This window comes from Evansella halocellulosilytica, from assembly GCF_002335745.1.
In the GTDB taxonomy this organism is placed as follows: Bacteria; Bacillota; Bacilli; order Bacillales; family Salisediminibacteriaceae; genus Bacillus_CA; species Bacillus_CA halocellulosilytica.
On sequence record NZ_NIST01000001.1, the window covers coordinates 4,600,908 to 4,626,130 of the forward strand.

A 25,223-nucleotide genomic window follows, 5' to 3' on the forward strand; every position below is an offset into this window, starting at 1 on the left:
AACACGGGAACCTCTTCAAAATCTCCGCTTTGCGGAACGTGTGTCCGCCTAACTCCGATTAGTAAGCTTTTTGACAGTATTTACGGAACCAGTGTCCGCGAAAATATTCAAAAGGCAGATCCCGGAATGTCTCATCCTAGATAAAAACCTAATTGCCTCCATAAATTGGAGAACAATTAGGTTTCTTCAAAAGTATCATTCTTCAGCTAATTCAGCTAAAGCGAGTATTTCCTCGAGTAATTCTTCTACCGAGATGAGCTGATCTGGAGCAATGTGGTCAAAATCTCCTTTATGAATTCCACGTTCACGAATATTTAACCCGTTATCTAACTCTGATGTACTAGAGATTTCAGATGAAATAAGTTCGCTTCTTTTATTCTCTCCTGCAAAATCACTGTTTTCTGTTCCAGTTTCTTCTTCGACATTTGCAACTGACTGATCCGATTCTGCTATGTAAGAATCGTCATCTCGTTCAGGTTCATTCATTGTTATGTCACTCTCAGCTGGTTTTAAAATAGAGAGAAACACGACTGCCCATACCGCAACACATAAAACCGTTGCTCCAGATAGCATTAATATCTTTTTTTTCATGTCTCTCACCTTTCTATTCAACGTTCAGCTAATGAGGAACGTTCCTCGTTCCAACAAAATCTGGCCGTGTTAATAAGTTACTTGGAAATGACTTTCTTTCGTCACTTTATTAAGAACATCTGGTTCTACTGGTTCGATTGCTTGAACGGCAATTTCTAGTGCTTCATCATAGTAATAATGTCTAAATTTATCTTCTGCTTGAAGCAGCTTAATATTTAGTTCATCATTTTGGCTTCGATAACGATTTCCAAACTGAATAACTTGCTCAGCCAAATTTGCTTCTTCCATTGTTTTATTTAATTTCTCAATACATTGATGAACATAAGATCTTGCGTCATCCACTTTCATGATCACTTCTTCAAGTGATAAAGGGACTTCATTTAACTTATCAGATGCTTTTACTAAAGATTTTTCAGCGTCATCCATATTCATAATTAAAGTGTCTGGCACACCAGGTAAATTACTTTTCTGTAACCTTTTTTGTGCCTCGACTAATTCGCTTCTTAGTTCGTTTATCATTTCTGAAGCTTTTCTTTCATCACTTCTCATGTCGTTAAGCCCTTCTTTAGCTTCTTTAAGATCAGAATTAAAGGATTCAATATCTTCACTTAATTGTTGTGTCATTTTTCTCAACGATGTAAAAGACTGCTTATTTTCCTGAGCTGCATCTTTTATAACACTAAATTGGCTTAATAAATCTTTAAGCTGCTTTTCCATTTTCATTTGTTTTTTATCTTCATCTTCTGAAATTCGATAATTTAACTTTACTGTTTCTGTATCTGTACGCAGTTCTTGAAATTGAAGTGGCAGCCTGTCAACCTTTTCTTGCAATTCCGTTAATTCATTTTCAACAACATTTCTCGATAACACTTCATGCTCTAATTTTTCATATATTTCATCAAGTTCTTTTTGAATTGCCTCTAATGGCTCTTTTACTTCTGATAATTTAAGATTCTCTACGAGTGGGAGAAGAGCAGATAAGCGTTTTTTCATTTCATTCACTTGCCAGGAAAATGAAAAGTGATCCAAAATATATCCGTCTGCTTCCATTTCCTTGAATCCATGTTCAAGTTCTTCAATTTGTTTTGGCAAGTCCTTTTCAATTAATACAAGATAATGTGGAAGCTCGTCCATCGTATCGATTTCCTGCTTTAAACTTGTATCTAGATGATGAAGAAGCTCTTTAGCTTGAAAATAATTTCCATCTTCCATATGAGCATCAAAAAGAGCAAATTCTTCCTGCATATCTTTTAATTTTCGTTCAATCATTTGACTAGCATTACCTAACGTTCCTTTTTGAACCCACAGTTTCTTTTTCGTTTCGTCATAAAGGTCCTTCACTTTATGAATGTTCTCACGATTTTCTTCTTCACTATGTATGAGCTGGTCGACTTCTGAAATCATTTGTTCTATATGTTTTTCAAGATTTATTAACTCTTGATCGACAAAAGCAATTATTTTTCTAGCCTTATTAAACCGGTACTTATTTGCATGCTCTTCAATATCAAACAGTTTTTCTTCCATATCAGGAAGTTGTATCGTGACAATATCGTCCCATTCAGAACGCCACTGTTCAAAGCGGTCCTCTGTTTCGCCGGACATCTTTAACCCTTTTATTTTTGAAAGTTCTTCGGTAACCGGTCGATTCATTAATTGAAGCTTTTTGTTTTCTAAGCGATCGACTTCTTTATAAATTCTCTTTCTTGACCACGCCCCATAAACAACAATACATACTAAAAGTACTACTATTCCATATATAATATAAGCATACATATGAGGCCTCCTCTACTTAATTGATGTTATATGCAATGAATGCCTATTCCCGTTTCACTACGATCAAAAACGGAAGCTCAGCATGTGTTCATCTCTTTTTAATCATGCTATCGTATAGTTAAATAGATGTAAGTTTCTATTAGGAAAAAAATAAACTTCTTCAGCATCTTATAAACAACTTTTCGTTTACAATACAGATAGTCTGAAAAAATTACAAAATATATCTATTTTTGATATATTTCTTCCCTTTTATAATATCATGGAAAGACTCATTTTGGATGATTTTTCTTACATTTTTAGTAGGATTTTTCCCTTTATTTTTTTTAGGAGCTGATTACGATGAACATATACGATGGACACATTCATACACCATTTTGCCCACATGGTACAAACGATACCTTTGAACAATACGTTGAACGAGCAATCGAACTCGGTTATACAGAGATGACGTTTACTGAACACGCTCCTCTTCCAGAAAAGTTTACAGACCCTGTGCCTACTATGGACAGTGCGATGCAACGAAAGGACCTAGCTCGATATTTTCAATCAATAACAAAGTTGAAAGAAAAATATCATCATGTAATAAAAATAAATGCGGGGTTAGAACTTGATTATATTGAAGGCTTTGAAGAAGAAACAAAACAATTTTTAAACGAGTGGGGAAACCTTCTCGATGACAGTATTTTATCTGTCCATTTTTTAAGGCTGCCTAATAATCAATACGTCTGTCTTGATTATAGTCCAGACTGCTTCAAATACATCATCGAAAAACTAGGCTCTACAAGTGAAGTATATAAGCTTTATTATGATACGTTAAAAAAATCAATTGTTTCCGACCTTGGGTTATACAAACCTAAACGGATCGGACATATCACACTCATTAGGAAGTTTCAAAAAAAGTTTCCACGCTCAATGGATGACTCCACGTTAATTGAAGAGATTTTAGCTGAAATGAAAAATGAGCGACTTTCTCTTGATGTAAACTGTGCTGGACTTTTCAAACCAGATTGTAAAGAAACGTATCCCCCGGAAAGTTGGATAGAAAAAGCTAAAATATTTGGAATTCCACTTGTTTATGGTTCAGATGCGCATCATTCAAAAGGATTAGGTCAAGGGTTGGAAAAAATTAAGTCTGTTCTGTTATAAACACGATGAAAGAGACTGGAAGTTTTAGTCAAATACTTCCTACTTATTTTTCCTGCATATTATAAGTCTCTTCTATAAAAGTCACTCCTTCTTTAAAGTGACTCGCAATCCATTTCGCAAGTTCTGAAAAATATTCATCAAGAAACATTCTGTCATGCGGTTTCATATGATAAACTTCCCTAATATATTGGGGATGTAAAAATGGCATCGTCATCATCCCTCGCAGCTGTAAAACAAAATACGGACTTGGCAGTGACTTAATTTCATCATTTTTATGTCCGGTTTCTACAAGCGTTTCAAATAAATGCTTTTCTTTCGCTAAATAGGTTGACATTAATTCACGAATGAGCGTTGAGTCTAACGTAATTTCTCGATGGATAAACCTTGCGAGGTGATGGTTTTCCTGCTGATACACCATGACATCCCATATGGCTTGCAGTAAACAATCGTAAGCATGATTTTGCTTTTTCTCTGCAATGTCTACCTGTTTTTCAATTAAAGAAAGGTATCCTTCAAGGAAGTTTGCCATCAATTGTTCTAACAATCCTTGCTTAGAGCCAAAATAATACGAAATCAATGCAACATTAGCTTCTGCTTTATTCGCAATATCTCTGACTGACGTTCCGCTATATCCATTTACATTAAACAATTCGATTGCAGCTTCCATCACTTTTTCCTTTGAAGCTTTTTTTCTCACGATGCTCACCACCTGACAATAATCTGATTTTTGCTATACTACATCAATCTTTTATATAAATTAGGTTCGGTTTAAAAAAACAACCTTTTCTCGACAATATCATTGTGGTTCAATTAAAAAAAGCTTTTATTATGATAAATTCATCAATAAATCTCTCTATCCCTTTAAATATTTATCGACAGAAAGTCTAGATTTTTTCATCTCGCCGCAGCACGTGATATAATTCATAAAACGTTAACAGGTTTAGATTATACTTTGACATTATTTTATGGGGGAATGTTTCATGTTTCAAGCACAAGAGTATAAAGGGACATTAGAAGAACAGTACCAGTTTCTTTCAAAACAACTTGCAGCATTATTAGACGGCGAAGAAGATTCGATTGCAAATTTAAGTAATGCCTCATCTTTACTAAATCAGTTTTTACATGATGTAAATTGGGTTGGCTTTTATATTTGGAAGGAAGATGAACTTGTCTTAGGCCCATTTCAAGGTTTACCTGCATGCGTTCGTATTAAGTCAGGAAAAGGAGTTTGTGGTACTGTAGCTGCTAAAAAAGAAACACTCCGTGTAGATGATGTTCATGAATTTCCTGGACATATAGCATGTGATGCAGCATCAAACTCGGAAATTGTCGTCCCAATTATCGTAAAGGAAAAATTATACGGTGTACTTGATATTGACAGCCCTTCAAAAAAACGATTTACTGCTGAAGATGAAGAGGGACTGAAGCTTTTTGTTCAGACACTGCAAAAATATTTAAGTTAAGTCGTCATCTGAACCGCCGTATTAATAAAATACGGCGGCTTTTCTCACTCTGAACGAACGGTAAAAACTTGGTTACGTCCATTTTCTTTCGCCTCATACATACCTTTGTCAGCTGTATGAAATAGTTTATTTAAGTCGATATCAGAATCTGCCCTTTTCCAGTGTGACACCCCCGCAGAGATCGTAACGACTGGGGTTGTTTCATGCTCAACGAATTGACGGATCTGTTCAGCTACCGATCTTGCACGTTCTAAATCCGTATTCCGCATATAAATTGCGAGCTCCTCTCCTCCCCACCTTGCAGCAATATCATTTTCTGAATTAATTGACTTCCTGACAGCTTTAGCCACTTGCAAAATAACACGATCTCCCGTTTGATGACCGAATTGATCATTAATTTCTTTAAACCGATCGATGTCCAATAATATAAATGACCCACTATAATCTTCTGCTAATGATGCTGTTACTTTTTCATCTAAATATGCTCTCGTATACAAATTCGTTAAATAATCAGTGACGACTGATTTCTCCAATTCTTCATGAAGTATCGAATTCACGAATGCAAGTGTTGAGTGGTGTACGAGTGACTGAAACAATTTAAACGTATCGAAATTAAATGCATAAGGATTGTCGCCAGTGATGACGACGAATCCGATCATCGTGTCATCCTGCATCATTGGGACTGCCATAATTGAACGGTACCTTGACATGACACTATCATTTTGCACATCACCCTTTAACATACCATCTTTATGATCTGATAAATAAGTAGACAGTGGTGGAATCCATTGATCAAACTCTTTCGTTTTAAAAAAATCTGTACTCCCATCCATCACTTCGGCACGTACCCTATCATCTCCATCTTCTTTCCAAACGATAAACCCAACTTCATCTGCATGAAAGGACTGTTTCATTTGTTTCACAATGACTGGTATCAACTCTTTTAACTTTAACTTTGAGTTCAATTGTTGAGAAGTTTTATTAATTAATTGCAAATCGGTTATATATTGGCGGGATTGATCATATAACTCTGCCTTTTCAATTGTATTTCCACCCGTATTAGAAAGAGTTCTCAAAAATTCAAGGTCGGTATCAGATAACCTTTCTTGGCCAGGGGCGGTCATTTGAAAAACACCATATGTACCTTGTTTTCCATTAAGCGGAATATAAAATATATGTTTTCGTTCCATTTCTTCACACTGGATATCGCCTGTTAAATAAGCTTTTAATGCAAGATCACTATCACCAGATTTTTGAAAATCAAGTGATTTAATCGGCAACACATGATCCAATTGCCAATCATGAGAAATCAGCAGATCAATATGAAAAGCAGGGTAAGCTTCGTCTAACCCTCTGAGCAGCTCTGATATAATTTCTTGGATGTTCATTGTTGAATGTAATGTTTCACTCAACCTTAACAGTGAACTTTGCCTCTCCTTCTCAACAGAAATATCCCGATAAGTGTCATTTGCATTCAATCCACAAATAAACCCTTTCAATAAAAGCGAACTTTCCTTTTGCGACCGCTCCTCATTAAATGTGACTAACCCTAAGTGACCTTCCCACTTTTTATCACTTAACATGATATGAACAGGTATATGTACTTTCTTTTCATCAACTTCTCGCTCGATTAACCACGTTTCCAAGTTACTAGCATGTATTGTAAGCTTTCCTAGCTGTTCACTAGCAATTATTTCTCCATTCTTCCCTTGAATATATAAAAGAGCAGGACTAAATAGCTCCTTAATGTAATCAGTAACTAACCGTCGTAAAAATTCAGAAAATCGAACATCACCATGCTTTTCTTCCACCGTTTCCCCCTCCTTCCGTTACATCCCCTATACATTAGAACACTGGGTGCTACTTTGATGAAATGGAAATATTTACGCTTTTACTATACGAACCCTTGACATCCACACCTCTTGTAGCTAACGTGTATAAACAAGTACTACATATATATGTTTATTATAGCTAAAAAAGGGAACATTTTACCAGTACCTTTTACACAGTTAACTAAAAATCATTCTTAATATAATATTTCTACCGTTCTTTCGCATAAAACCTTGACTTCTGTTCCGAAAAATTATACACTGTACTTTGTGCAAATAAGACAGCCAAGGTAAACAACATAGTGTTCATTTTATTCCCGTGATTTGCGAGGTGTACCGTGTAACCTCTAGCTGTCGAGGCGAAGGTGCATGAAAATAAAATGACTGTATGATTGGGATTGCCACTGTTATTTATTTTCACGAATATAAATAATAAAGGAGGAGCTAATTATGGCTCGCTATACAGGACCAAGCTGGAAGCTTTCCCGCCGTCTAGGAATTTCACTTAGCGGTACTGGAAAAGAGCTTCAAAAGCGCCCTTATGGACCAGGAGAACACGGTCCAAACCAACGTAAAAAAATGTCTGAATACGGACTTCAGCTTCAAGAGAAGCAAAAGCTTCGTCACATGTACGGAATGAACGAACGTCAATTCCGTCGTTTATTTGAAGAAGCTGGTAAACGTGAAGGAATTCAAGGTGAAAACTTCATGATCCTTTTAGAATCTCGCCTTGACAACCTTGTTTACCGTGCAGGTTTAGCACGTACTCGCCGTCAAGCTCGTCAGCTTGTAAACCACGGTCACGTAACAGTAGATGGAGGTCGTGTTGACATCCCATCTTATCGTGTAGCACCTGGACAAGTAATCAGCATTCGCGAAAAATCTCGTAACCTTAACATCGTTAAAGAATCTGTTGAAGTAACAGACTTCGTACCAGGCTACTTAGATTTCGATGCTGAAAAACTAGAAGCGACTTACACTCGCCTTCCTGAGCGTAGTGAACTTCCAGCAGAAATCAGCGAACAGCTTATCGTTGAGTTCTACTCTCGTTAATAAGTTAGCTTTCTATAATTCATTTTTTCTAAAAACCCTGAAACCCTTGATGAACAAGGAATTTCAGGGTTTTACTTTTCTTATAAGTTGTAAAATAAATGTTCGTTAAGAGTATCGATCGTAAACTTAAACTATTTCACACTATGAAAAATAAACGCTTTTGCTTGTGCAGTTGCTCGTTCAAACGCCCAATCGCCATAAGATTGTACGTTGGAAAATCCAGCTTGTTCTAATGTTTTCTCAATTTCTTCTTGTGTTCGAAACTTTAATTGAATTTTTTCTCGAATTAAAATCTCATTTGTTCGTGCTTTTTTTACAGTTTCATAAAATGTAAAAATATCTCCTTCAAGACCTTCATATTCCTGCCAAATTTCAAGTCGATTACCACTCACTGGATCCTTTGCAATATCAGGTGTCATATCTTTTTGCCATTCTATCCATGCTTTCGCTAACGGGTTGCGCGTATCAAAAATAAAGTGGCCCCCATGTTTAAGTGCTCGATATGCATCAGCAATTACTTGTTGCCAGCTGTTATCTGTTAAAAACACTTGCGCAACATTCGCTGTCATGATGACAACATCATAGGCATTCGTTTTTAAATCTGCACTATCGCCGACAATCCAAGTTACTTTATCTGCAAACTCCTTCCCCTTCGCTTTTTGGATTGCTTCTACATTTGGATCAATGGCTGTAATGCGGTATCCCTCTTCAACAAAATGTAATGTTAGTCTCCCTGTTCCGCATCCTAAATCCGCAATTTCTTTTGCATTTACTTTCTTTAAAAGTGCTAAAAAAAATTCATCATCTTTTCCCCAACCATTCAACTGATCGTATACTAATGGAATCATTATTTTACCTGCTTTCTATATTAAAAATTTCATTTCAAGTTTCTTTCCACATTTTAAAATATCCTATCACTTCTATTCTATCAATCAAAGAATCGTCAGTTAAAATTTTAATTGATAAATTTTCCGAGGACGTCCTCTACCATTTGCCTCATCTCCAATTGCTTCTACTACACCAATACGCTCCATTTCTGTTAACAGCCTTCGAGCATTACGTTCTGTACTCTTCAGCCAATGTGCTAAATCACTAGATGTAATTTCAAAGCATTGATAATGATAAGCAAGTGATTCAATCTTTGATAACTTTGAAGCACTAATATTTCCACTCTGCAATTGCTCTTTCCACTTGGACACAGAACTTCTCAGTTGATATTGCAAATGTTCATCATCCGTATTATATTCAACTACATTTTTTTCCTCATCAATGATTACGATAGAAGCTTCATCATTTTTTTGCGCATAATTAAATGCTAACTGAACATGATCATTTGCTTCTAACACAGTTGAGCCATAACCTATACCGACTTGAACAGATAGGCCACTAGCTGATTCCATTTGTTTGATTAATTGAAAAGGGGAGTGATATTTTTGAAAAAGCTCGATTTCCCCTTTTGTCGTATATATGTAAAATAACCCTTTACCCATATTAACTAATGAACCATTAATTTTTTCTACAAAATCTACAAGGATTCTATTTAGATCCAATTCTTGTCTCATCATTTTAAAAGGATAGCTTTTACTATCAAGTTTTTTTGGATAAATAATCTCAACGCCGAATATGACGACCTGTTTCTTTTCGAACTGCTTAGCAAACGCACGTTCTCTAAGGTGACTTAATGCACTATAAATCGATAAATCAGATTGCGAAACTCTATAAACGGGAACTCCTCGTTCTTTTAATTCCAAATACACTGACCGTATACAAGTCAATGCTACATTTGTTTCTCCTGATTCATATAAATCCTGGTGGAAATCCGCTAAATCACTTGATGGGATATAAGTATTAGACCCTTTCAAATGAATTCGGATATGTTGAACCGCATATGAATCTTCTACTTGTTTTATCTCTTCTTCGCCAATTGAATCTAAACTAATACTTTTAATGACACGTCCCTCTTTTATATTCGCTTCTAATAAGGTTCCAAATAAACTCGACCCGTGCAGCCTTGCGTAATGAGCATCATTCGGTCTAAGTAACTTATTATCAATAGCAAATTTATAAGGAACAGGTCCTGATAATAACCAATGGTCGAATTGGTTTTTATTATTTTCAAGAATCTCTTTTGTTTCTTCTGTTTTTTTATAAGGAAAAGTAATTAATTCTAGATCATCAAAACTTTTACCAGTTTCAATGAATTTTTCAATTGAATCTTTAGGACCGATAACTCCAATTTGAAATTTCACTTACTATTCACCCGCCTTATATCTAAAGGAATTCGATAGAATATGTACATTTTTTAACTAATCAGGATGTTTCCCCTAATTCCAAACACCCATTTCAAGTGATTCTTTATTACTAGTCCACCTTCCATCATAATACATCCTTACGAACAGCTCTACACATCTTTTTTTATTTTCCAATCCAAAGGCACCTCTTATAGAGGTGCCTAGGCAATCACCTTATTTAGTTAATGGAAAGTGACATGCAGCAAAATGATTTTCTTTATTTCCTTCTAATTTCGGTCGTTCACTTTTACATATGTCTTGCACATATGGGCATCTTGTATGGAAAGCACAGCCACTAGGAGGGTTAGCTGGGTTCGGTAAGTCACCTTTTAAAGGTTCATAGTCAGATCGCCGCTTTGGATGATCAATAGGAATCGATTTTAGTAGCGCTTCTGTGTACGGATGCATAGGTTCATTAAATAATTGATCTCGATCTGTTATTTCAACAATCTTCCCGAGGTACATGACGGCGATTCGATCACTAATATTACGTATGGCTGGGAGACCATGAGCGATAAATACGAGTGTCAAATTATATTCTCTTTGTAACTTTTTTAACAAATTTAATATTTGAGCTTGAATCGATACATCTAAAGCAGAAACCGGTTCATCACAAATAATCATTTTAGGGTTTAACGCTAATGCTCTTGCAATTCCAATGCGCTGCCTTTGGCCGCCACTAAACTCATGCGGATACCTTTTGATTTGTTCACTATTTAAACCAACAACCTCTAAAAGTTCAATAACTTTATTTCTTATCTCAGAATTGGACATGGAAGTATGAATTTCTAAAGGTTCACCAATTAACTCTTCTACCGTCATACGAGGGTTTAAAGAGGCAAAGGGGTCTTGAAAGATTACCTGTATGTCTTTTCGTATGTCTCTAAGTTCTTTTTTGCTCATATTAGTAATATCTTTACCCATAAATTTAACTGATCCCTCTGATGGTTTGAGTAATCCTAACAACATTTCACCAGTCGTTGATTTACCACATCCTGATTCTCCAACTATTCCTAAAGTCTCACCTTCATAAATGGATACGTCTACACCATCGACGGCTTTTACATGACTGATTTGCTTTTTGAAATATCCCTTTTTTACTTCAAAGTGTTTCTTTAATCCTTTGACTTCCATCAATACATTAGGTCGTTGTTTCTCTTTCGTACTGCTCATATATTGTTCCTCCCTCCGCATGGAAACAGCGTTTAAAGTGATTAGGTGATGTTTCTTCAAGGGCTGGGTGCTCCTCTCGGCATAAATCTGTAGCGAGTGGGCAGCGCGGATGAAATTTACAGCCTTTAGGCATTTTCGATGGTGTAGGGACTGATCCTCGAATAGCTCCTAACTCTTTAACTGCCCCTGTCATTTTAGGTACTGAAGAAAGAAGTCCCCGTGTATATGGGTGCACAGGATGATCAAAAATTCCGCTTACATTTGCTTCTTCTACAACTTCCCCCCCATACATGACTACCACTCGGTCAGCTACTTCTGCAACCACACCTAAATCATGAGTAATAAGGATGACGCCAGTATTAAAATCCTGTTTAAGATTTTTCATTAAATTTAAAATTTGCGCTTGGATCGTAACATCTAAAGCTGTTGTAGGTTCATCAGCAATTAATAGCTTAGGATTACAAGATAAAGCCATTGCAATCATGACACGTTGCCTCATTCCACCTGACAACTGATGCGGAAATTGCCTCACTACTCGTTCAGGTTCTGGAATTCCTACTAAATCTAGCATTTCAATGACCTTTTTAATCGAATTCTTTTTATCTAATTGTTGATGAATTTTAAAAACTTCAGTCATTTGATTCCCGATCGTGAAAACTGGATTTAATGAAGTCATCGGTTCTTGGAAAATCATTGAAATTTCATTTCCTCTTAATTTTCTCATCTGATTCTTCTTCAGTTTTGTCAAATCTCTGCCTTGTAGCCGAATCTCACCATCGAATATCTCGCCAGGTGATGGTACTAACCCTAAGATCGATAATGAGGTCAAACTCTTCCCACAACCTGATTCACCTACAACCGCGACGGTTTCACCTTCATTGACCTGAAATGAAACACCATTAACAGGTTTGACCGTGCCCTCATCCGAGCGAAAATGAATACGTAAGTTTTTTATCTCTAATAATGGTTCCGCCATAAAATAACCTCACTTCTATCATTACTTAGTCTTTGGATCTAGTACGTCGCGTAACCAGTCTCCTAGAAAGATAATACCTAAAACCGTGATCGTGATTGCTAATCCGGGAAATGTTGCAACCCACCAGCTAGTCGCTAAATAATCTCTTCCGTCACTGAGCATAAGTCCCCAAGAGACATCAGGTGATTGAATACCTAACCCTAAAAAGCTCAATGAAGATTCTAAAATGATCGTTGTCGCTACATTTAGAGTAGCAATAACGATAAAAGAAGATATAACGTTCGGTAATATATACTTTTTTATAATACGATAATCACTAGCTCCTACAGCTCTAGCAGACTTGACGTAGGCTCTTTCTTTAATACTTAATGTTTCGCTTCGAACCATTCGGGCATAAATAACCCAAGTCGTAATACCTAACACGATTATAATAGAAATTAGACTCGGTCCAATAACGGCCAAAATAATTAACATAAATAAGATATTCGGTATAGCTAAAAATGAATCTACTAATCTCATAATGATTTGATCAATCCATTTTCCGTAATAACCAGAAACTAAACCTAAAAATAACCCAATTGCCCCAGCAACAATTACAGATGCGATCCCTACTAGCAATGACACCTTTGATCCGATAATAATACGGCTTAATACATCTCTCCCTAAATTATCAGTTCCTAATAGATAATCTGTTGACCCACCCTCCATCCAAAATGGAGGCAGTAATCTAATTGATACATTCGTTTCTGTATGATCATATGGAGCAATAAAATTTGCCAAAATAGCCACTAATGTGACTAACAAAACAATCAACAGTCCTACTGTTCCTGTTTTACTTTTCCATAATAGTTTCAACAGCTTGCTTCCTTTTGATCGTTCCTTCATTTGTTGCTCAACTTCTATTTCATCAACTTGAGTATTCGCATTCATTAGGTGTCACCTCCTAATCCTCATATTTAATTCGAGGATCTAAGAATCTGTAAGTTAAATCAGCTGTTAAATTACTGAGTATAACTAAGATAGCAATGATAAATGTTGCTGCCTGTACAACTGCCATATCTCTAATATTTACAGCTTGTACTAGTAATTGTCCCATACCAGGCCAAGAAAAGACGGTTTCAGTAATTAATGTACCGCCAATTAAAGTGGCTGTTTGCAAGGCCATAATCGTGACAACTGGGATTAATGCATTACGTAAAGCATGTTTATTGACAACGAACGTTTCTCTTAACCCTTTACTTCTAGCCGTTCGAATATATTCCGAACCTAAGACCTCTAACATACTGGACCGAATTAACCTCGTCATCTCAGCCGCAATGGCAGTACCTAGTGTAATCGATGGAAGAACGAGATGAGCGGTTGTGCCTGACCCAGATACTGGGAAAATATTCAATTGAACTGCGAATAATAAAATTAACATAATTCCTAACCAAAAATTTGGCATCGCTTTTCCTAAAACTGAACTACCTGTAATAATTAAATCTGCAAATGTATTTCGTTTAATGGCAGAATAAATGCCTGCTGGAACAGCTATTAGTGTGGCGATAATCATTGATGAAATAGCTAATGTGAAACTTGCAGGTAACCTTTCTAAAACAATATTAATCGCGGGTTGGTTATAACGAAAAGATTCACCAAAATCTCCTCGAAAAACATCAGCCATATAAGTGAAATATTGTATGTAAATTGGATCATTTAAGCCTAAAGATTGACGTAGTTCTTCGCGTTGTTGGTCAGTTGCTGTTTCTGGGAGCATGAGGGAAACAGGATCACCAGTTAATCGCATCAAAAAGAACACAATAAATGAAATAATAAATAAAACAGGAATAATCTTTAAAATACTTGATATAAAGTATCTCATTTTCCCCGCCCCTCCTTAAATATAAGTTGAAAAGCTGTCTGCAAGCTTCAATTACAGACAGCTTAACTATGAATTACTTTGCTGATCTTAGAGAAATTTTAATTTTTGGAAATATCATCAACAAAAAACATCTCATCTAAACGCGGTTCAAAATCCACATTCTCTTGAAGTCCATATACTGAGTCCATTTGGAATAAGTAGATTTGCGGACGGTCTTCAGCGATCATTTCTTGCGCTTTTTGATATTGCTCCACGCGCTCTTCTTGATTCATATTACTTTCAGCTTCTGTTAAAAGTTGCTCTACTTCATCGTTTATATAATCTGTTTCACCTTCGTTTTGACTTTGAGTTAACCGGTCCAATGCTAATGCAGCATCAAACATCGAGTTACCGTAAGCAATCATGAACATTTCGTCAAAACTTTTACTAGAATATTTTTCTGAAAAAGTACTCCATTCGTTAAATTGGAGATTTACTGTAATCCCGACTTCTGCTAACATTGCTTGAATTAATTCAGCAGTTTCTCGGTCTTTTAAATAACGACCACTCGGAGCATCAAATGAAATTTCAAGTCCATCACCGTAACCAGCTTCTTCTAATAATTCACGTGCTCGATCTGGGTCATAGAGACTTTGATCATACAAGTCTTCATTAGCACCGTTATTCCCCGGGGTTACTCTAGTCCGAGTTGGTGTTGCAGCACCGTTATACAAATTCTCAACAATTGATTCTTTGTCTATTGCTAAATCAATCGCCTCTCTCACCTTCGGATCTCCAGTCAGCTCTTCTTCAGCTGTACGTAAAGCTAACAACATAACACGTTGTGATGGACTATCAGCAAGTTTGACTCCATCGTCACCTTCAATTCGTTCCCAATCTTCAGGTGGAACGTTGGCAGCGATATCGACACCACCCGTTAATAATTCTGAAACTCGAGTAGAGTCTTCAGGGATTGATCTAAACGTTACTTTGTTCCACTTTGGAGCATCTCCAAAGTAATCTGCAAATGGTTCTAGAACAACACGGTCGTCTTTCACCCATTCAGTAAACTGATAAGGTCCAGTTCCTACAGGTTCTTCTAAGAAAGTTTCCCATCCTTCTTCATTAATATAATCTGATGGAAGCATTCCTGAACCTAAACGCGATAAGCGATTTAGTAACGCTGGTTCTGGGTTTTCTGTTATAATTTCTAACTCATAATCACTAATGACATTCACTTCTGCAATTTGATTGTAGTTTCCATGCTCTAACAAAGTATCATCATTTGCGACTCTCTCTAATGTGAATTTCACATCTTCTGCTGTAAATTCTTCTCCATTATGAAATGTCACATCTTCACGGAGTTTAAATTTCCATGTTTGTTCATCAACATTCTCCCAGTCCTCTGCTAAATCACCAACAAATCCTCCGTCTCCGTCTGTTTTAACTAAATAATTAAATAAATTTACGTGGATCGCTTCAGAAGATGTATTGTTATGGTCATGAATATCAAAAGTAACCATATCTGAACCATTAGCAATGACTAATTCATCATCTTCAGATGTCTCTCCATTAGCCTCTCCACTAACGTCATCACTCGTTTCTCCATCTCCCGTATCTACTTCAGAACTATCCGGGTTACAAGCAGCTAAGAATAACATCATCATAAATGCAAAAATAGTAAATTTTAATTTCACTTAAACTCCTCCTTTATTTGAATTGAGATAACTTAGAGCAAATCGTGCTAACATCGCAGACCCATAAGGCAGTGCATTCTCATCAATATCAAACATTGGGTGATGACCTGGATATCGAGTCATATTATCATTTCCTACACCTAACCGAAAAAAGATAGATGGAACTTTCTCAGAATAAAAAGCAAAGTCTTCTCCGCCTAATCCTGACTTTTCACGAGTACAACACCCTTCACCTAACACGACATCAGCAGCATCTTCGACAATACTTCTTAACTCTTCATTATTTAAGATTGATGGGAACATGTATTGATAATCTAGCTCATAATTTGCTCCAAACGCCGACGTCACACCAGAAATCACTTGTTCCATCTTTTTAGGAATGTCATGACGTACATCAGGATTTAGTGTTCTGACGGTTCCAGACATTTTGACAGAAGGAGCTATAACATTACTTGCTGATCCCCCTTCAATTTTCCCAACTGTGATGACAGCCGCATCATTTGGCGCCACTTGGCGGCTTACAATTTGTTGTAAAGCTGAGATTACTTCACTCGCAACCGTTATCGAGTCAACAGTTTGGTGAGGGTGAGCAGCATGTCCACCACTTCCGATAATATCAATATTAAAAAAATCAGCTGACCCACAACCTACTCGGTCTTTTGTAACGGTTATACGTCCACTATCAATCCCAGTATTTACATGTAACCCTGCCATGACATCCACTTTTGGATTCTCTAAACATCCTGCTTCAATCATCGCAGCAGCTCCTCCACGCCCTTCTTCTGCAGGTTGAAATATAAATTTTATATTTCCTTTTTGTAAACCCTTTTTCGTTAAAATAGTCGCTGCTCCCATTAAGATCGTTGTATGAGCATCATGACCACATGCATGCATTTTTCCATCAATGGTCGATTTATAAGTTGTATCTTTTTGATCATGAATTGGTAAAGCATCCATATCGGCTCTTAATCCAACAGTTGGCCCAGGCTCATCTCCTTTTAATAGTGCGATGACTCCTGTTTTTGCTACTCCTCGTTGAACCTCAAGACCTAATGACTCCAAATAATCGGCTACAATTGATGAAGTTCTTACTTCTTCAAAACCTAATTCAGGGTGTTGGTGGAAATCACGTCGCCAAGCTACTAAATTTTCTTTCATGTTTTTGGATTCAACTAGTAACTCATCTTCCTCTATTATTTGATTCACGATATCCCCCCTAGTGTTTTGAAAAGTCATCAATGACTTTCGCAATTATTTTGATTCCATCAATAAAGTCTTTCATGTATATGTTCTCGTTAGGAGCATGATTATTAGATGCAAAATGACCAACACCGACAGATACTGCAGGGATTCCTAGTTTCTGACATAATTCATACATTGGACCTGTCCCTGGCGACATTGGCATAACTGTTGGGTCCATCCCCATTACATCTTTAGTAGCTGAAATTACACTTTTAGCAAGGGGATCATTTGGCTCTGTTCTTGCAGGAAACTCCAATCCTAGAGGTGTAATCTCAATATCGTTAAATCCATGATGATCTAAATGACTTCTAAGTTGTTCTACAACCTTATAAGGGTCTTGGTTAGGTACTAACCGAAAGTCTAGTTTGACTTTCGCTTCAGATGGAAGAACTGTTTTAGCACCTTCACCCGTATACCCGCTCTCAAATCCACAAATATTACATGTCGGTGAAAAAATGAGTTGTGTTTTTAATTCTTCACCTTCGGCTCCATTAACAAAATGGTCAATTTCTAAACGCTCTTTCATTTCTTTTTCACTATATATTAACTCTTGTATTAATTGAGCATCTCTATCTGTCGGATTTAACACATCTTCATAAAAACCTGGAATTTTCACTTTATTACTTTCATCCTTCATTGATTGAAGTGCCCAAATTAACCGCCATGCTGGATTTTCGATTACCGCTGCATTAGCTGAATGTAAATCCGTATTGGCACCTTTACAAGATAACTCGACATAAGCCATCCCCTTTACTCCTAAGCTAACCTGTTGACGCCCATCAGCATTCTTATAACCAAATTCCCATACACAGCCATCTGCTTGTATTAAGTCTGCATTCTTTTCGGCAAACCCTTCTAAATTAGGACTTCCTATTTCTTCTTCACCTTCAACAATAAACTTTATATTTATAGGTAATTCTCCGTAAACTTGTTGGTACGCATGGACAGCAGCGATTCGAGCGACTAAATTCCCTTTGTTATCTGCAGAACCACGAGCGATTAATTTCCCATCAACAATTTCACTATCAAATGGCGGTAAATCCCATAAATCAATTGGATCTTCAGGTTGAACATCATAATGATTGTAAAAAGAAAGAACTCGTTTACCCTTTCCTTTTACTCCTCCAAACACAACAGGATATCCATCCGTATCAATGAGCATTGCTTGAGCCTTATTATGTAATTTCAGACTATCTAAGACTTGTTTTGCAGCTTCCTCCATTCCTCGATTTTGCGCTGCAACACTCGGAATTCGACATAATTCCTGCAACCACGCGATGTACATATCTTGATGATCCTCAATATACTTATACAGTTCGTCCAAAAGATCACCTCATTAAAAATTTTTTATTATTTAAGGAAATTAGCTGTAAGTATTCCTTAAATATGATAGTATTTACTATAATTCAATCAAAATATTTTGTCAATTTTAAATATTCCGAATGTGTTCAGCACTTTAATGGATGAAAGGATTGATTTACGTGAGTATCATTAAAGAATATTTAGAAGAGCATCAGGAAGAAATGTTAGCAGATTTACATACGTTAGTTACTGCTGAATCACCATCTAATCAGAAAGAACTCGTAGATCATTGTGGTCAAACGTTACAAATCATGGCAAAACAATTAATTGGAGGCGACCTCGAAGTCTTTGAACAAGCGGAACGTGGTGACCATTTTAAAGTTACCGTAGGGAATGGGGACAAACGCGTTTTAGTTTGTGCGCACTTTGATACCGTTTGGGACAAAGGTCGACTTCCAATAAAAATAGTCGAGAATAAGTTTTTCGGTCCAGGTGCCATTGATATGAAAGGTGGTATTATCCAATCGCTATGGGCAGTCAATGCTCTTAAAGAAAAAAATGAATTTCCGGATATTGAGCTCGTTTTTCTATTCACTTCTGATGAAGAGCTTGGAAGTCAGAAGTCCAAAAAATTAATTGAACAGGAGGCACAAAATAGTGATATTGTTTTCATCACTGAACCACCTGTCGCAAAAACAGGTGATTTAAAAACGGCGAGAAAAGGGGTTGGAATCTATAATTTAGAAGTATACGGAAAAGCATCGCATGCAGGTAATCATCATGAAGATGGTCATAGTGCTGTGTATGAACTTGCTCATCAAATTATCAACCTTGAGAAATTAACGAATTATGAAGTAGGAACAACCGTAAATGTTGGCGTAGTGAGCGGTGGAACGAAAAGAAATGTCGTTCCTGATTATGCAGAAGCACTCATCGATTTTCGAGTCAAAACTGTGGAAGAAGCTGATCGAATTGTTCAAACATTAGAAAGTTTAAAACCTGTTACCGACAATGTGAAGCTCAAAATAACTGGCGAACTCAACCGTCCACCTATGGTAAAAAGTGAATCCACTCAAGAACTCTTTAACAAAGCTCAAGAAGCAGGACGAGAAGTAGGTTTACATATTGGTGAAAAACTTGTTGGAGGTGGAAGCGACGGTAATTTTACGGCTATTCTTGGCGTACCGACGTTAGACGGACTCGGAGCGTTAGGGGAAGGTCCACATGCTGAAAATGAACATATTATCGTTGACGAACTGCCGAAACGCGCAGCCATGTTCGCTCACTTACTTAAAAAAATATAATGATTAAACGTGATCAATCTATCAATAAGTATCTCTGAGTTGTGGAAAGTTGTATCTCAGCTCATTTTATCTCATTAAAGGGCTTTTGTTATCAAAGATACTTTATGTTCATTTTTGTCACCATTAGTGAAGTAAGAGCTGATGTCGCACTTGTGCTTTGGAGTAAAAGCGAGTATTTTTGGAACAATCACCCCAATATAAATTCCTGACAAAAAAAGAAGTGGCTCTCACTAACACGGTGCTGGCCACTCTTTTATACTGGGTTTTTGTCCCGGCTTCTCTCTTTCATTTATCATTGTAACTTCTAGCGTCTTTTCTTATTTCCCATATCGAATTAAAAAGAACTTTTTCTTCCCACGACGAACGATCGTAAATGCATCATCAATCTTATCTTCATCACTCATGACCTTTTCTAACTCCTGGCAGCGTTCACCATTAATATAAACAGCACCATTTTTTATATCTTCACGAGCCTGACGTTTTGATTGGGAAATGTTTGCGTCTACAAGAAGGTCGATAAGCCCTTTTTCTACCTCTTCTACCGTGTAAGATGGCACATCTTTAAATCCTTGTAATACCTCTTCTGCAGTAAGACTCTTTAAGTCGCCTCCGCCAAACAATGCAGAGGTAATATTTTCTGCTTGTTCCACAGCTTTTTCACCATGAACAAATTTCGTTAATTCTTCTGCAAGTTTTTTCTGAGCCGCTCTTTCATGCGGTCTTTCCTGTAATTCGACTTCTAAATCACTAATTTCTTCTTTTGATAAAAACGTAAAGTATTTCAAAAATTTAATGACATCTTGGTCATCCGTATTAATTAAGAACTGATAAAATTCATATGGTGATGTTTTTTCAGGGTCAAGCCAGATCGCACCTCCTTCTGTTTTTCCGAACTTTGTCCCGTCAGCTTTCGTCACAAGTGGAATCGTAAAGCCGAATGCTTTCGGTTTTCCATCCTCTTCTTGTCCATACATTTTACGAATTAATTCAAGTCCTGCAGTAATATTGCCCCACTGGTCACTTCCGCCAATTTGCAGCTTGCACTCTTCATTTTTATATAACTCATAAAAATCGTATGATTGAAGAATCATGTAACTAAATTCTGTAAAAGAAATCCCGGATGAGATCCGTGACTCGACGGAATCTTTGGCAAGCATGTAATTTAATCCAAAGTTTTTACCGACATCCCGCAAGAAGTCAATTACCGACATCGATCCGATCCAGTCGTAATTGTTCACAAGCTTCGCACGACTAGCACCGTCGAAATCTAAAAAACGAGATAGCTGGCCTTTAATTTTGTTACTAAATTCTTTAACGGTATCTTGTTCATTTAACGTTCTCTCGGCCTTTTTCCCGCTCGGATCACCAATAAGTCCAGTCGCGCCTCCCACAAGTGCAAGCGGCTTATGACCTGATAGCTGAAAACGTCTTAACGTTAAAATTGTAAGCAAATGCCCGATATGCAAACTGTCTCCAGTCGGGTCAAAGCCACAGTATAGCGTTACGGATTCGTTGTCTAATAGCTCTGTTAATCCTCGCTCGTCTGTCATTTGATTAACTAAACCTCGATACTGTAAATCTTCTAATAATGTCATCGAAATTCACCTCATATTTTTTGATAGGCTCAGTTATGATTTGGGCTAGGTGTTATAGTTGTTATTGTATATTACTTCGAACAATTTAACATTCCCATTTAAACAGAGCCTGAGAAATAAAAAAACGCCCCTAAACAAAGGGACGAATTGATCGCGGTACCACCCTGATTGGAATAGTGAAAGTATTCCCGGCTTTATGAATAACGCTTCATTTGCGTTCTAGCATTCCGTGATACTCGTACAGTATCACGAAAGCTTACTAGAAATAGCTCCTTGGGTGTAATTCATTGTTCGCCTATGTTCCGGTTTACAGCGGCCACCGGCTCTCTGAGACAGGGAGACGAAAATTACTTCATCCAATTCAACGCCTTCATTTATGTAAGTGTCATTTTATTTTTTTATCATATTTTTATATTTATTGTCAACTATCTCTTAATATTTATGCGCAGATGCTATTTATTCATTCTTTTTCTATGCTATAATATTCATGACTTTTTAGGAGGGTTGGCAATTATGAGCGATGAGAAATTTTCATTTCGTAAATTAATAAATAGAAAAGAGTCACAAGGTCTTTTAAAAGGTGTCCGAGTCACCTCTAATGTAATTTGGAATTTATTTTTAGTTTTTGCGATTCTCGGCCTTATGACTGTGTTTTTCGTAGGCGGAGCAGGTGCAGGTTACTTTGCTTCACTTGTTAAAGACGAGCCGATACGGAGCTATGAGGATATGGAACGAGATATATATGATTATGAAGAGGCAACAGAAATCTATTTTGCCGATGATGTATACTTAGGTGATTTACCAAGTCCTTTGGAACGGCGAGAAGTTGACTTGGATAACGTTTCTCAGCACCTCATTGATGCCGTAATTGCTACGGAAGATGAATACTTTTATGAGCATGACGGAATTGTCCCTAAAGCCCTTTTTAGAGCAATTTACCAAGATTTTTCTAGTGCCGCAACACAAACTGGCGGTAGTACACTGACACAGCAGCTAATAAAAAACCAAATTTTAACGAGTGAAGTCACTCATGACCGTAAAGCTACTGAAATTTTATTAGCGATGAGACTCGAAAACTTCTTTGAAAAAGATGAAATTTTAGAAGCCTACTTAAACGTTGTACCATTCGGGCGTAATTCATCTGGAAGACAAATTGCTGGAGCTCAATCAGCCGCACAAGGAATTTTTGGAGTAGATGTTTCTGAATTGAATATACCACAAGCTGCGTTTATCGCAGGTTTGCCTCAAAGCCCGTTTGCGTATACTCCCTTTACATCACAAGGACAGCAAAAGGATAGTTTTGATGCAGGGTTAAATCGGATGCAGACGGTGTTAAGCCGGATGAACTCACGTGGATATATTACAGATGAAGAATACGAGGAAGCACTTACTTATGATATTCAGGAGAATTTAGTTGAACCACAATCATCTAGTTTAGAAGATTATCCGTTCATTACAGATGAAGTGCGCCGTCGTGCGACGGAAAAATTAGTACACATATTAATGGAAGAAGATGAGATCATTTTAGACGAAATTGAAGATGACGACCAAAGACAGCTAATGTACAACCGTTATCGTGAAGAAGCTGAAAGGTCTATACATCGAGATGGATACCGAGTTCATACGACTATTCATAAAGAAATTTATGACGCCCACAATGAAATAGTCTCTCAATTTGATTATTTTGGTCCAGATGTCGAAGAGACTGTTGTGAATGAGGAAGGAGAAGAAGAAACTAGGACCTATTTAGAAGAAACCGCTTCTGTATTACAAGACAATCGGACAGGGAAAATTATTAGTTTTGTTGCTGGACGTGACTATGAGAAGCAAAATTATAACCATGCAACTCAAGCAACGAGACCAACTGGTTCAACGATGAAGCCATTATTAACGTATGGTGTAGGTTTTGAGACTGGTGTCCTACAGCCAGGATTTATTACTCCTGATGTTCCAACTAACTATTCGAATGGCGGAGATCCAGTATCAAACTTTGACAACCGCCACATGGGACTAATGACTGCACGAGAAGCGTTACAACGCTCTCGAAATACTCCTGCAGTTAGAGAATTTAAAAAGCTTGATCATGCGACTGCTCAAGAAGCGTTAATTAATATGGGATTTGAACCTTACTTTCTTGGTGGTGAACCTTATGAAGCATCAGCACTAGGTACAATCGATATGACTGTTGAGAGAAATACGAACGCTTTCTCATTATTTGGGAACAATGGTAAGCGTGTCGAAAGTTATATGATTGAGCGTATTGAAGACTCAAATGGGAATGTTCTTTTCGAACATGAATCTGAAGAAGTTGAAGTCTTTTCACCGCAAACAAACTATTTAATGATCGATATGATGAGAGACGTCTTACGTTCCCCAGGTACAGCGTCCGGCCTCCCGAGCCAATTAAATTTCTCGGCTGACTGGGCAGGAAAAACAGGTACAACCGGAGGGCCACAAGACTATTGGTTCGTCGGATTTAACCCTAATGTCACGTTAAGTGCATGGATCGGTTATGATAACAATGATCCAATCCGACAGGTAGGTAGCTATAATTATGGTCCTCGCTTACAAATGTTATGGGCACGATTAGCAAATGCTACTTATGATATCGATCCAGATTTAATCGCTCCTTCAGAGAGCTTCGAATCTCCAGGTGGAATTGTTCGCCAATCTATTTGTGGTATTTCTGGAAAACTTCCATCTGACTTATGCCGCGAAGCTGGGTTAGTCACTGAAGATTTATTTAATTCACAGTTCGTGCCTACAGAAGTTGATGATAGCCTCGAACGTGTCAACTATGTAAAGGTTAACGATAGTTTGTATAAAGCTTTGGAGTCTACCCCAAGCGAATTTACGAAAGAAGGGGTATCTGTAAAAGAAGAATACTTTGATTTTGCAGATGGCGGAGATATCTCGGAATATATTCCAGATAGCTGGGATACATTGATTCCAGATGAAGAAGCTCCGGATAATGGAAAAACGCCAGATGAGCTTACTTCATTATCAGCATCAAGCAGTTCCATTTCGTGGGATGACCATCATGAAGGTGACGTAATTGGGTATCGCGTTTATTATTCTCCTTCTGAAGGTTCAAGCTTTAGCCAAGTTGATAGTGTCATTTGGGACGACTCACTAAGTTATTCAGGAAATGATGGTGCTTATTATGTGACCGCTGTCGATGTTTCAGGTCGAGAATCTGATCCGAGTGATCAAGTCATTATCGGTGATTATGAAGATTCTTCTGATGATGGAAGAGACGACGATGAAGATGAAGACGGAGACAATGACCGTGACGATGACTCTGATAATGACAACGGTAATGGAAACGGCAATGACAATGGAAATGGAAATGGCAACGGTAATGGAAACGGTAATGGTAATGGCAATGGGACACGCGATGATGAAGATGATCATAACGACGATGATAATAATAATCCGGACCCTGAAGATGATACCGATGAACCGAATGACGATAATAACGATGACTGACGGAAAAGTGTAAATGAATAGAAATACGAGTTATATACTGAAAAGCGCAAGGCACCCGCCTATCGGCGACAAGCGCTGGAGTCCCGACAGGAAGAAGTCCGAACTTAGACTTCAAGTGGCGGGGCGAAGCGACCTCGAGCCGATGGTGCCTGAAGTCTAGACATCAATCGAGAGATTGATCAGGCTGTTGAGAAAGTTTTCTCAACAGCCTTTTTTTTTTAAAGAAAAGTATGATATCTCACGATCTCATCCCTCCCGGCGGACGCTTTCCATGGGGCTTGTCTTCAACTAATTCTGACTCAGCGAAGCATCGTCAGAATGGATTTTCAGACTGCGCTGATCCCATTGGAGTCGCCGCCTTTCGTTCTTCAATCAACCTAGAACATCCATCGTTTCCTATTTAGAAATGATGGTTATTTTTTCATCAGTTTTATCTGATTATTCAGGTAAATATAGTAT

At 37.4% G+C, this 25,223-nt stretch carries 19 protein-coding genes and 1 other annotated feature; of the genes, 5 read left to right on the forward strand and 14 right to left on the reverse strand.

The genetic code is table 11. The annotated features are described in order from the left end of the window. Positions 1 to 195: 195 nt before the first annotated feature. Complete coding sequence (locus CD001_RS21855; RefSeq protein ID WP_096189739.1) at positions 196 to 591, reverse strand: hypothetical protein; 396 nt, start codon at positions 589 to 591, stop codon at positions 196 to 198. Positions 592 to 660: 69 nt separating this feature from the next. Then, a complete protein-coding gene (gene ezrA, locus CD001_RS21860; RefSeq protein ID WP_096189740.1) occupies positions 661 to 2,364 on the reverse strand; it encodes a septation ring formation regulator EzrA in 1,704 nt (567 codons plus the stop codon). Positions 2,365 to 2,703: 339 nt separating this feature from the next. On the opposite strand from ezrA, the gene hisJ reads away from it, so the two are divergent. After that, entirely contained in the window at positions 2,704 to 3,510 is an 807-nt protein-coding gene (gene hisJ / locus CD001_RS21865; RefSeq protein WP_096189741.1) for a histidinol-phosphatase HisJ, read from the forward strand. 43 nt (positions 3,511 to 3,553) lie between these two features. Here the strand turns inward: hisJ and refZ are convergent, their stop codons facing one another. Beyond that, complete coding sequence (gene refZ, locus CD001_RS21870; protein WP_096189742.1) at positions 3,554 to 4,207, reverse strand: forespore capture DNA-binding protein RefZ; 654 nt, start codon at positions 4,205 to 4,207, stop codon at positions 3,554 to 3,556. Positions 4,208 to 4,490: 283 nt separating this feature from the next. On the opposite strand from refZ, the gene CD001_RS21875 reads away from it, so the two are divergent. After that, positions 4,491 to 4,973 carry a GAF domain-containing protein gene (locus tag CD001_RS21875; protein ID WP_096189743.1) on the forward strand — a complete coding sequence of 161 codons (483 nt, stop codon included), beginning with the start codon at positions 4,491 to 4,493 and terminating at the stop codon, positions 4,971 to 4,973. 44 nt (positions 4,974 to 5,017) lie between these two features. On the opposite strand, the gene CD001_RS21880 is transcribed toward CD001_RS21875, so the two are convergent. Beyond that, a complete protein-coding gene (locus CD001_RS21880; protein WP_096189744.1) occupies positions 5,018 to 6,784 on the reverse strand; it encodes a sensor domain-containing diguanylate cyclase in 1,767 nt (588 codons plus the stop codon). Positions 6,785 to 7,252: 468 nt separating this feature from the next. Between CD001_RS21880 and rpsD the strand changes: the two genes are divergently transcribed. Continuing rightward, positions 7,253 to 7,855, forward strand: a complete 603-nt coding sequence (gene rpsD / locus CD001_RS21885) for a 30S ribosomal protein S4 (protein WP_096189745.1) — start codon at positions 7,253 to 7,255, stop codon at positions 7,853 to 7,855. Positions 7,856 to 7,986: 131 nt separating this feature from the next. Here the strand turns inward: rpsD and CD001_RS21890 are convergent, their stop codons facing one another. The 9 genes from CD001_RS21890 to CD001_RS21930 form a co-directional block, all read right to left on the reverse strand. Beyond that, positions 7,987 to 8,703, reverse strand: coding sequence for a class I SAM-dependent methyltransferase (locus CD001_RS21890; protein WP_096189746.1), 717 nt, complete (start codon positions 8,701 to 8,703; stop codon positions 7,987 to 7,989). 99 nt (positions 8,704 to 8,802) lie between these two features. Beyond that, positions 8,803 to 10,104, reverse strand: coding sequence for a helix-turn-helix domain-containing protein (locus CD001_RS21895; protein WP_096189747.1), 1,302 nt, complete (start codon positions 10,102 to 10,104; stop codon positions 8,803 to 8,805). A gap of 216 nt (positions 10,105 to 10,320) precedes the next feature. Next, entirely contained in the window at positions 10,321 to 11,319 is a 999-nt protein-coding gene (locus CD001_RS21900; protein ID WP_096189748.1) for an ABC transporter ATP-binding protein, read from the reverse strand. Next, a complete protein-coding gene (locus CD001_RS21905) occupies positions 11,288 to 12,295 on the reverse strand; it encodes an ABC transporter ATP-binding protein (RefSeq protein WP_096189749.1) in 1,008 nt (335 codons plus the stop codon). The genes CD001_RS21900 and CD001_RS21905 overlap by 32 nt, the downstream gene beginning before the upstream one ends. Before the next feature lie 21 nt (positions 12,296 to 12,316). Then, a complete protein-coding gene (locus CD001_RS21910; protein WP_257010003.1) occupies positions 12,317 to 13,180 on the reverse strand; it encodes an ABC transporter permease in 864 nt (287 codons plus the stop codon). Between the two features lie 58 nt (positions 13,181 to 13,238). Next, a complete protein-coding gene (locus CD001_RS21915; protein WP_096189751.1) occupies positions 13,239 to 14,156 on the reverse strand; it encodes an ABC transporter permease in 918 nt (305 codons plus the stop codon). Positions 14,157 to 14,254: 98 nt separating this feature from the next. Further along, positions 14,255 to 15,832, reverse strand: coding sequence for an ABC transporter substrate-binding protein (locus CD001_RS21920; RefSeq protein WP_306454088.1), 1,578 nt, complete (start codon positions 15,830 to 15,832; stop codon positions 14,255 to 14,257). Next, a complete protein-coding gene (locus CD001_RS21925; protein ID WP_306454089.1) occupies positions 15,833 to 17,038 on the reverse strand; it encodes a M20 metallopeptidase family protein in 1,206 nt (401 codons plus the stop codon). Between the two features lie 10 nt (positions 17,039 to 17,048). Beyond that, the gene (locus CD001_RS21930) at positions 17,049 to 18,398 is read right to left on the reverse strand and encodes a M20/M25/M40 family metallo-hydrolase (RefSeq protein ID WP_096189753.1); all 1,350 of its coding nucleotides are present in this window, start codon (positions 18,396 to 18,398) and stop codon (positions 17,049 to 17,051) included. Positions 18,399 to 18,555: 157 nt separating this feature from the next. On the opposite strand from CD001_RS21930, the gene CD001_RS21935 reads away from it, so the two are divergent. Further along, complete coding sequence (locus tag CD001_RS21935) at positions 18,556 to 19,680, forward strand: M20 family metallopeptidase (RefSeq protein WP_257009898.1); 1,125 nt, start codon at positions 18,556 to 18,558, stop codon at positions 19,678 to 19,680. A gap of 317 nt (positions 19,681 to 19,997) precedes the next feature. Here CD001_RS21935 and tyrS read toward each other — a convergent pair whose 3' ends face one another. Continuing rightward, entirely contained in the window at positions 19,998 to 21,275 is a 1,278-nt protein-coding gene (tyrS, locus tag CD001_RS21940; protein ID WP_096189755.1) for a tyrosine--tRNA ligase, read from the reverse strand. A 135-nt stretch (positions 21,276 to 21,410) separates the two neighbouring features. Continuing rightward, positions 21,411 to 21,649, reverse strand: a binding site (T-box leader). Positions 21,650 to 21,788: 139 nt separating this feature from the next. Between tyrS and CD001_RS21945 the strand changes: the two genes are divergently transcribed. Continuing rightward, the gene (locus CD001_RS21945; RefSeq protein ID WP_096189756.1) at positions 21,789 to 24,764 is read left to right on the forward strand and encodes a transglycosylase domain-containing protein; all 2,976 of its coding nucleotides are present in this window, start codon (positions 21,789 to 21,791) and stop codon (positions 24,762 to 24,764) included. Positions 24,765 to 25,223 lie beyond the last annotated feature (459 nt).

Bases quoted from the DNA above. Each gene is read 5' to 3' on its own strand.
- CD001_RS21890 (WP_096189746.1), bottom strand. From the start codon at position 8,703: ATGATTCCATTAGTATACGATCAGTTGAATGGTTGGGGAAAAGATGAT.
- CD001_RS21855 (WP_096189739.1), bottom strand. From the start codon at position 591: ATGAAAAAAAAGATATTAATGCTATCTGGAGCAACGGTTTTATGTGTT.
- ezrA (WP_096189740.1), bottom strand. From the start codon at position 2,364: ATGTATGCTTATATTATATATGGAATAGTAGTACTTTTAGTATGTATT.
- rpsD (WP_096189745.1), top strand. From the start codon at position 7,253: ATGGCTCGCTATACAGGACCAAGCTGGAAGCTTTCCCGCCGTCTAGGA.
- tyrS (WP_096189755.1), bottom strand. From the start codon at position 21,275: ATGACATTATTAGAAGATTTACAGTATCGAGGTTTAGTTAATCAAATG.
- CD001_RS21910 (WP_257010003.1), bottom strand. From the start codon at position 13,180: ATGAAGGAACGATCAAAAGGAAGCAAGCTGTTGAAACTATTATGGAAA.
- CD001_RS21900 (WP_096189748.1), bottom strand. From the start codon at position 11,319: ATGAGCAGTACGAAAGAGAAACAACGACCTAATGTATTGATGGAAGTC.
- CD001_RS21875 (WP_096189743.1), top strand. From the start codon at position 4,491: ATGTTTCAAGCACAAGAGTATAAAGGGACATTAGAAGAACAGTACCAG.
- hisJ (WP_096189741.1), top strand. From the start codon at position 2,704: ATGAACATATACGATGGACACATTCATACACCATTTTGCCCACATGGT.
- CD001_RS21945 (WP_096189756.1), top strand. From the start codon at position 21,789: ATGAGCGATGAGAAATTTTCATTTCGTAAATTAATAAATAGAAAAGAG.
- CD001_RS21905 (WP_096189749.1), bottom strand. From the start codon at position 12,295: ATGGCGGAACCATTATTAGAGATAAAAAACTTACGTATTCATTTTCGC.
- CD001_RS21915 (WP_096189751.1), bottom strand. From the start codon at position 14,156: ATGAGATACTTTATATCAAGTATTTTAAAGATTATTCCTGTTTTATTT.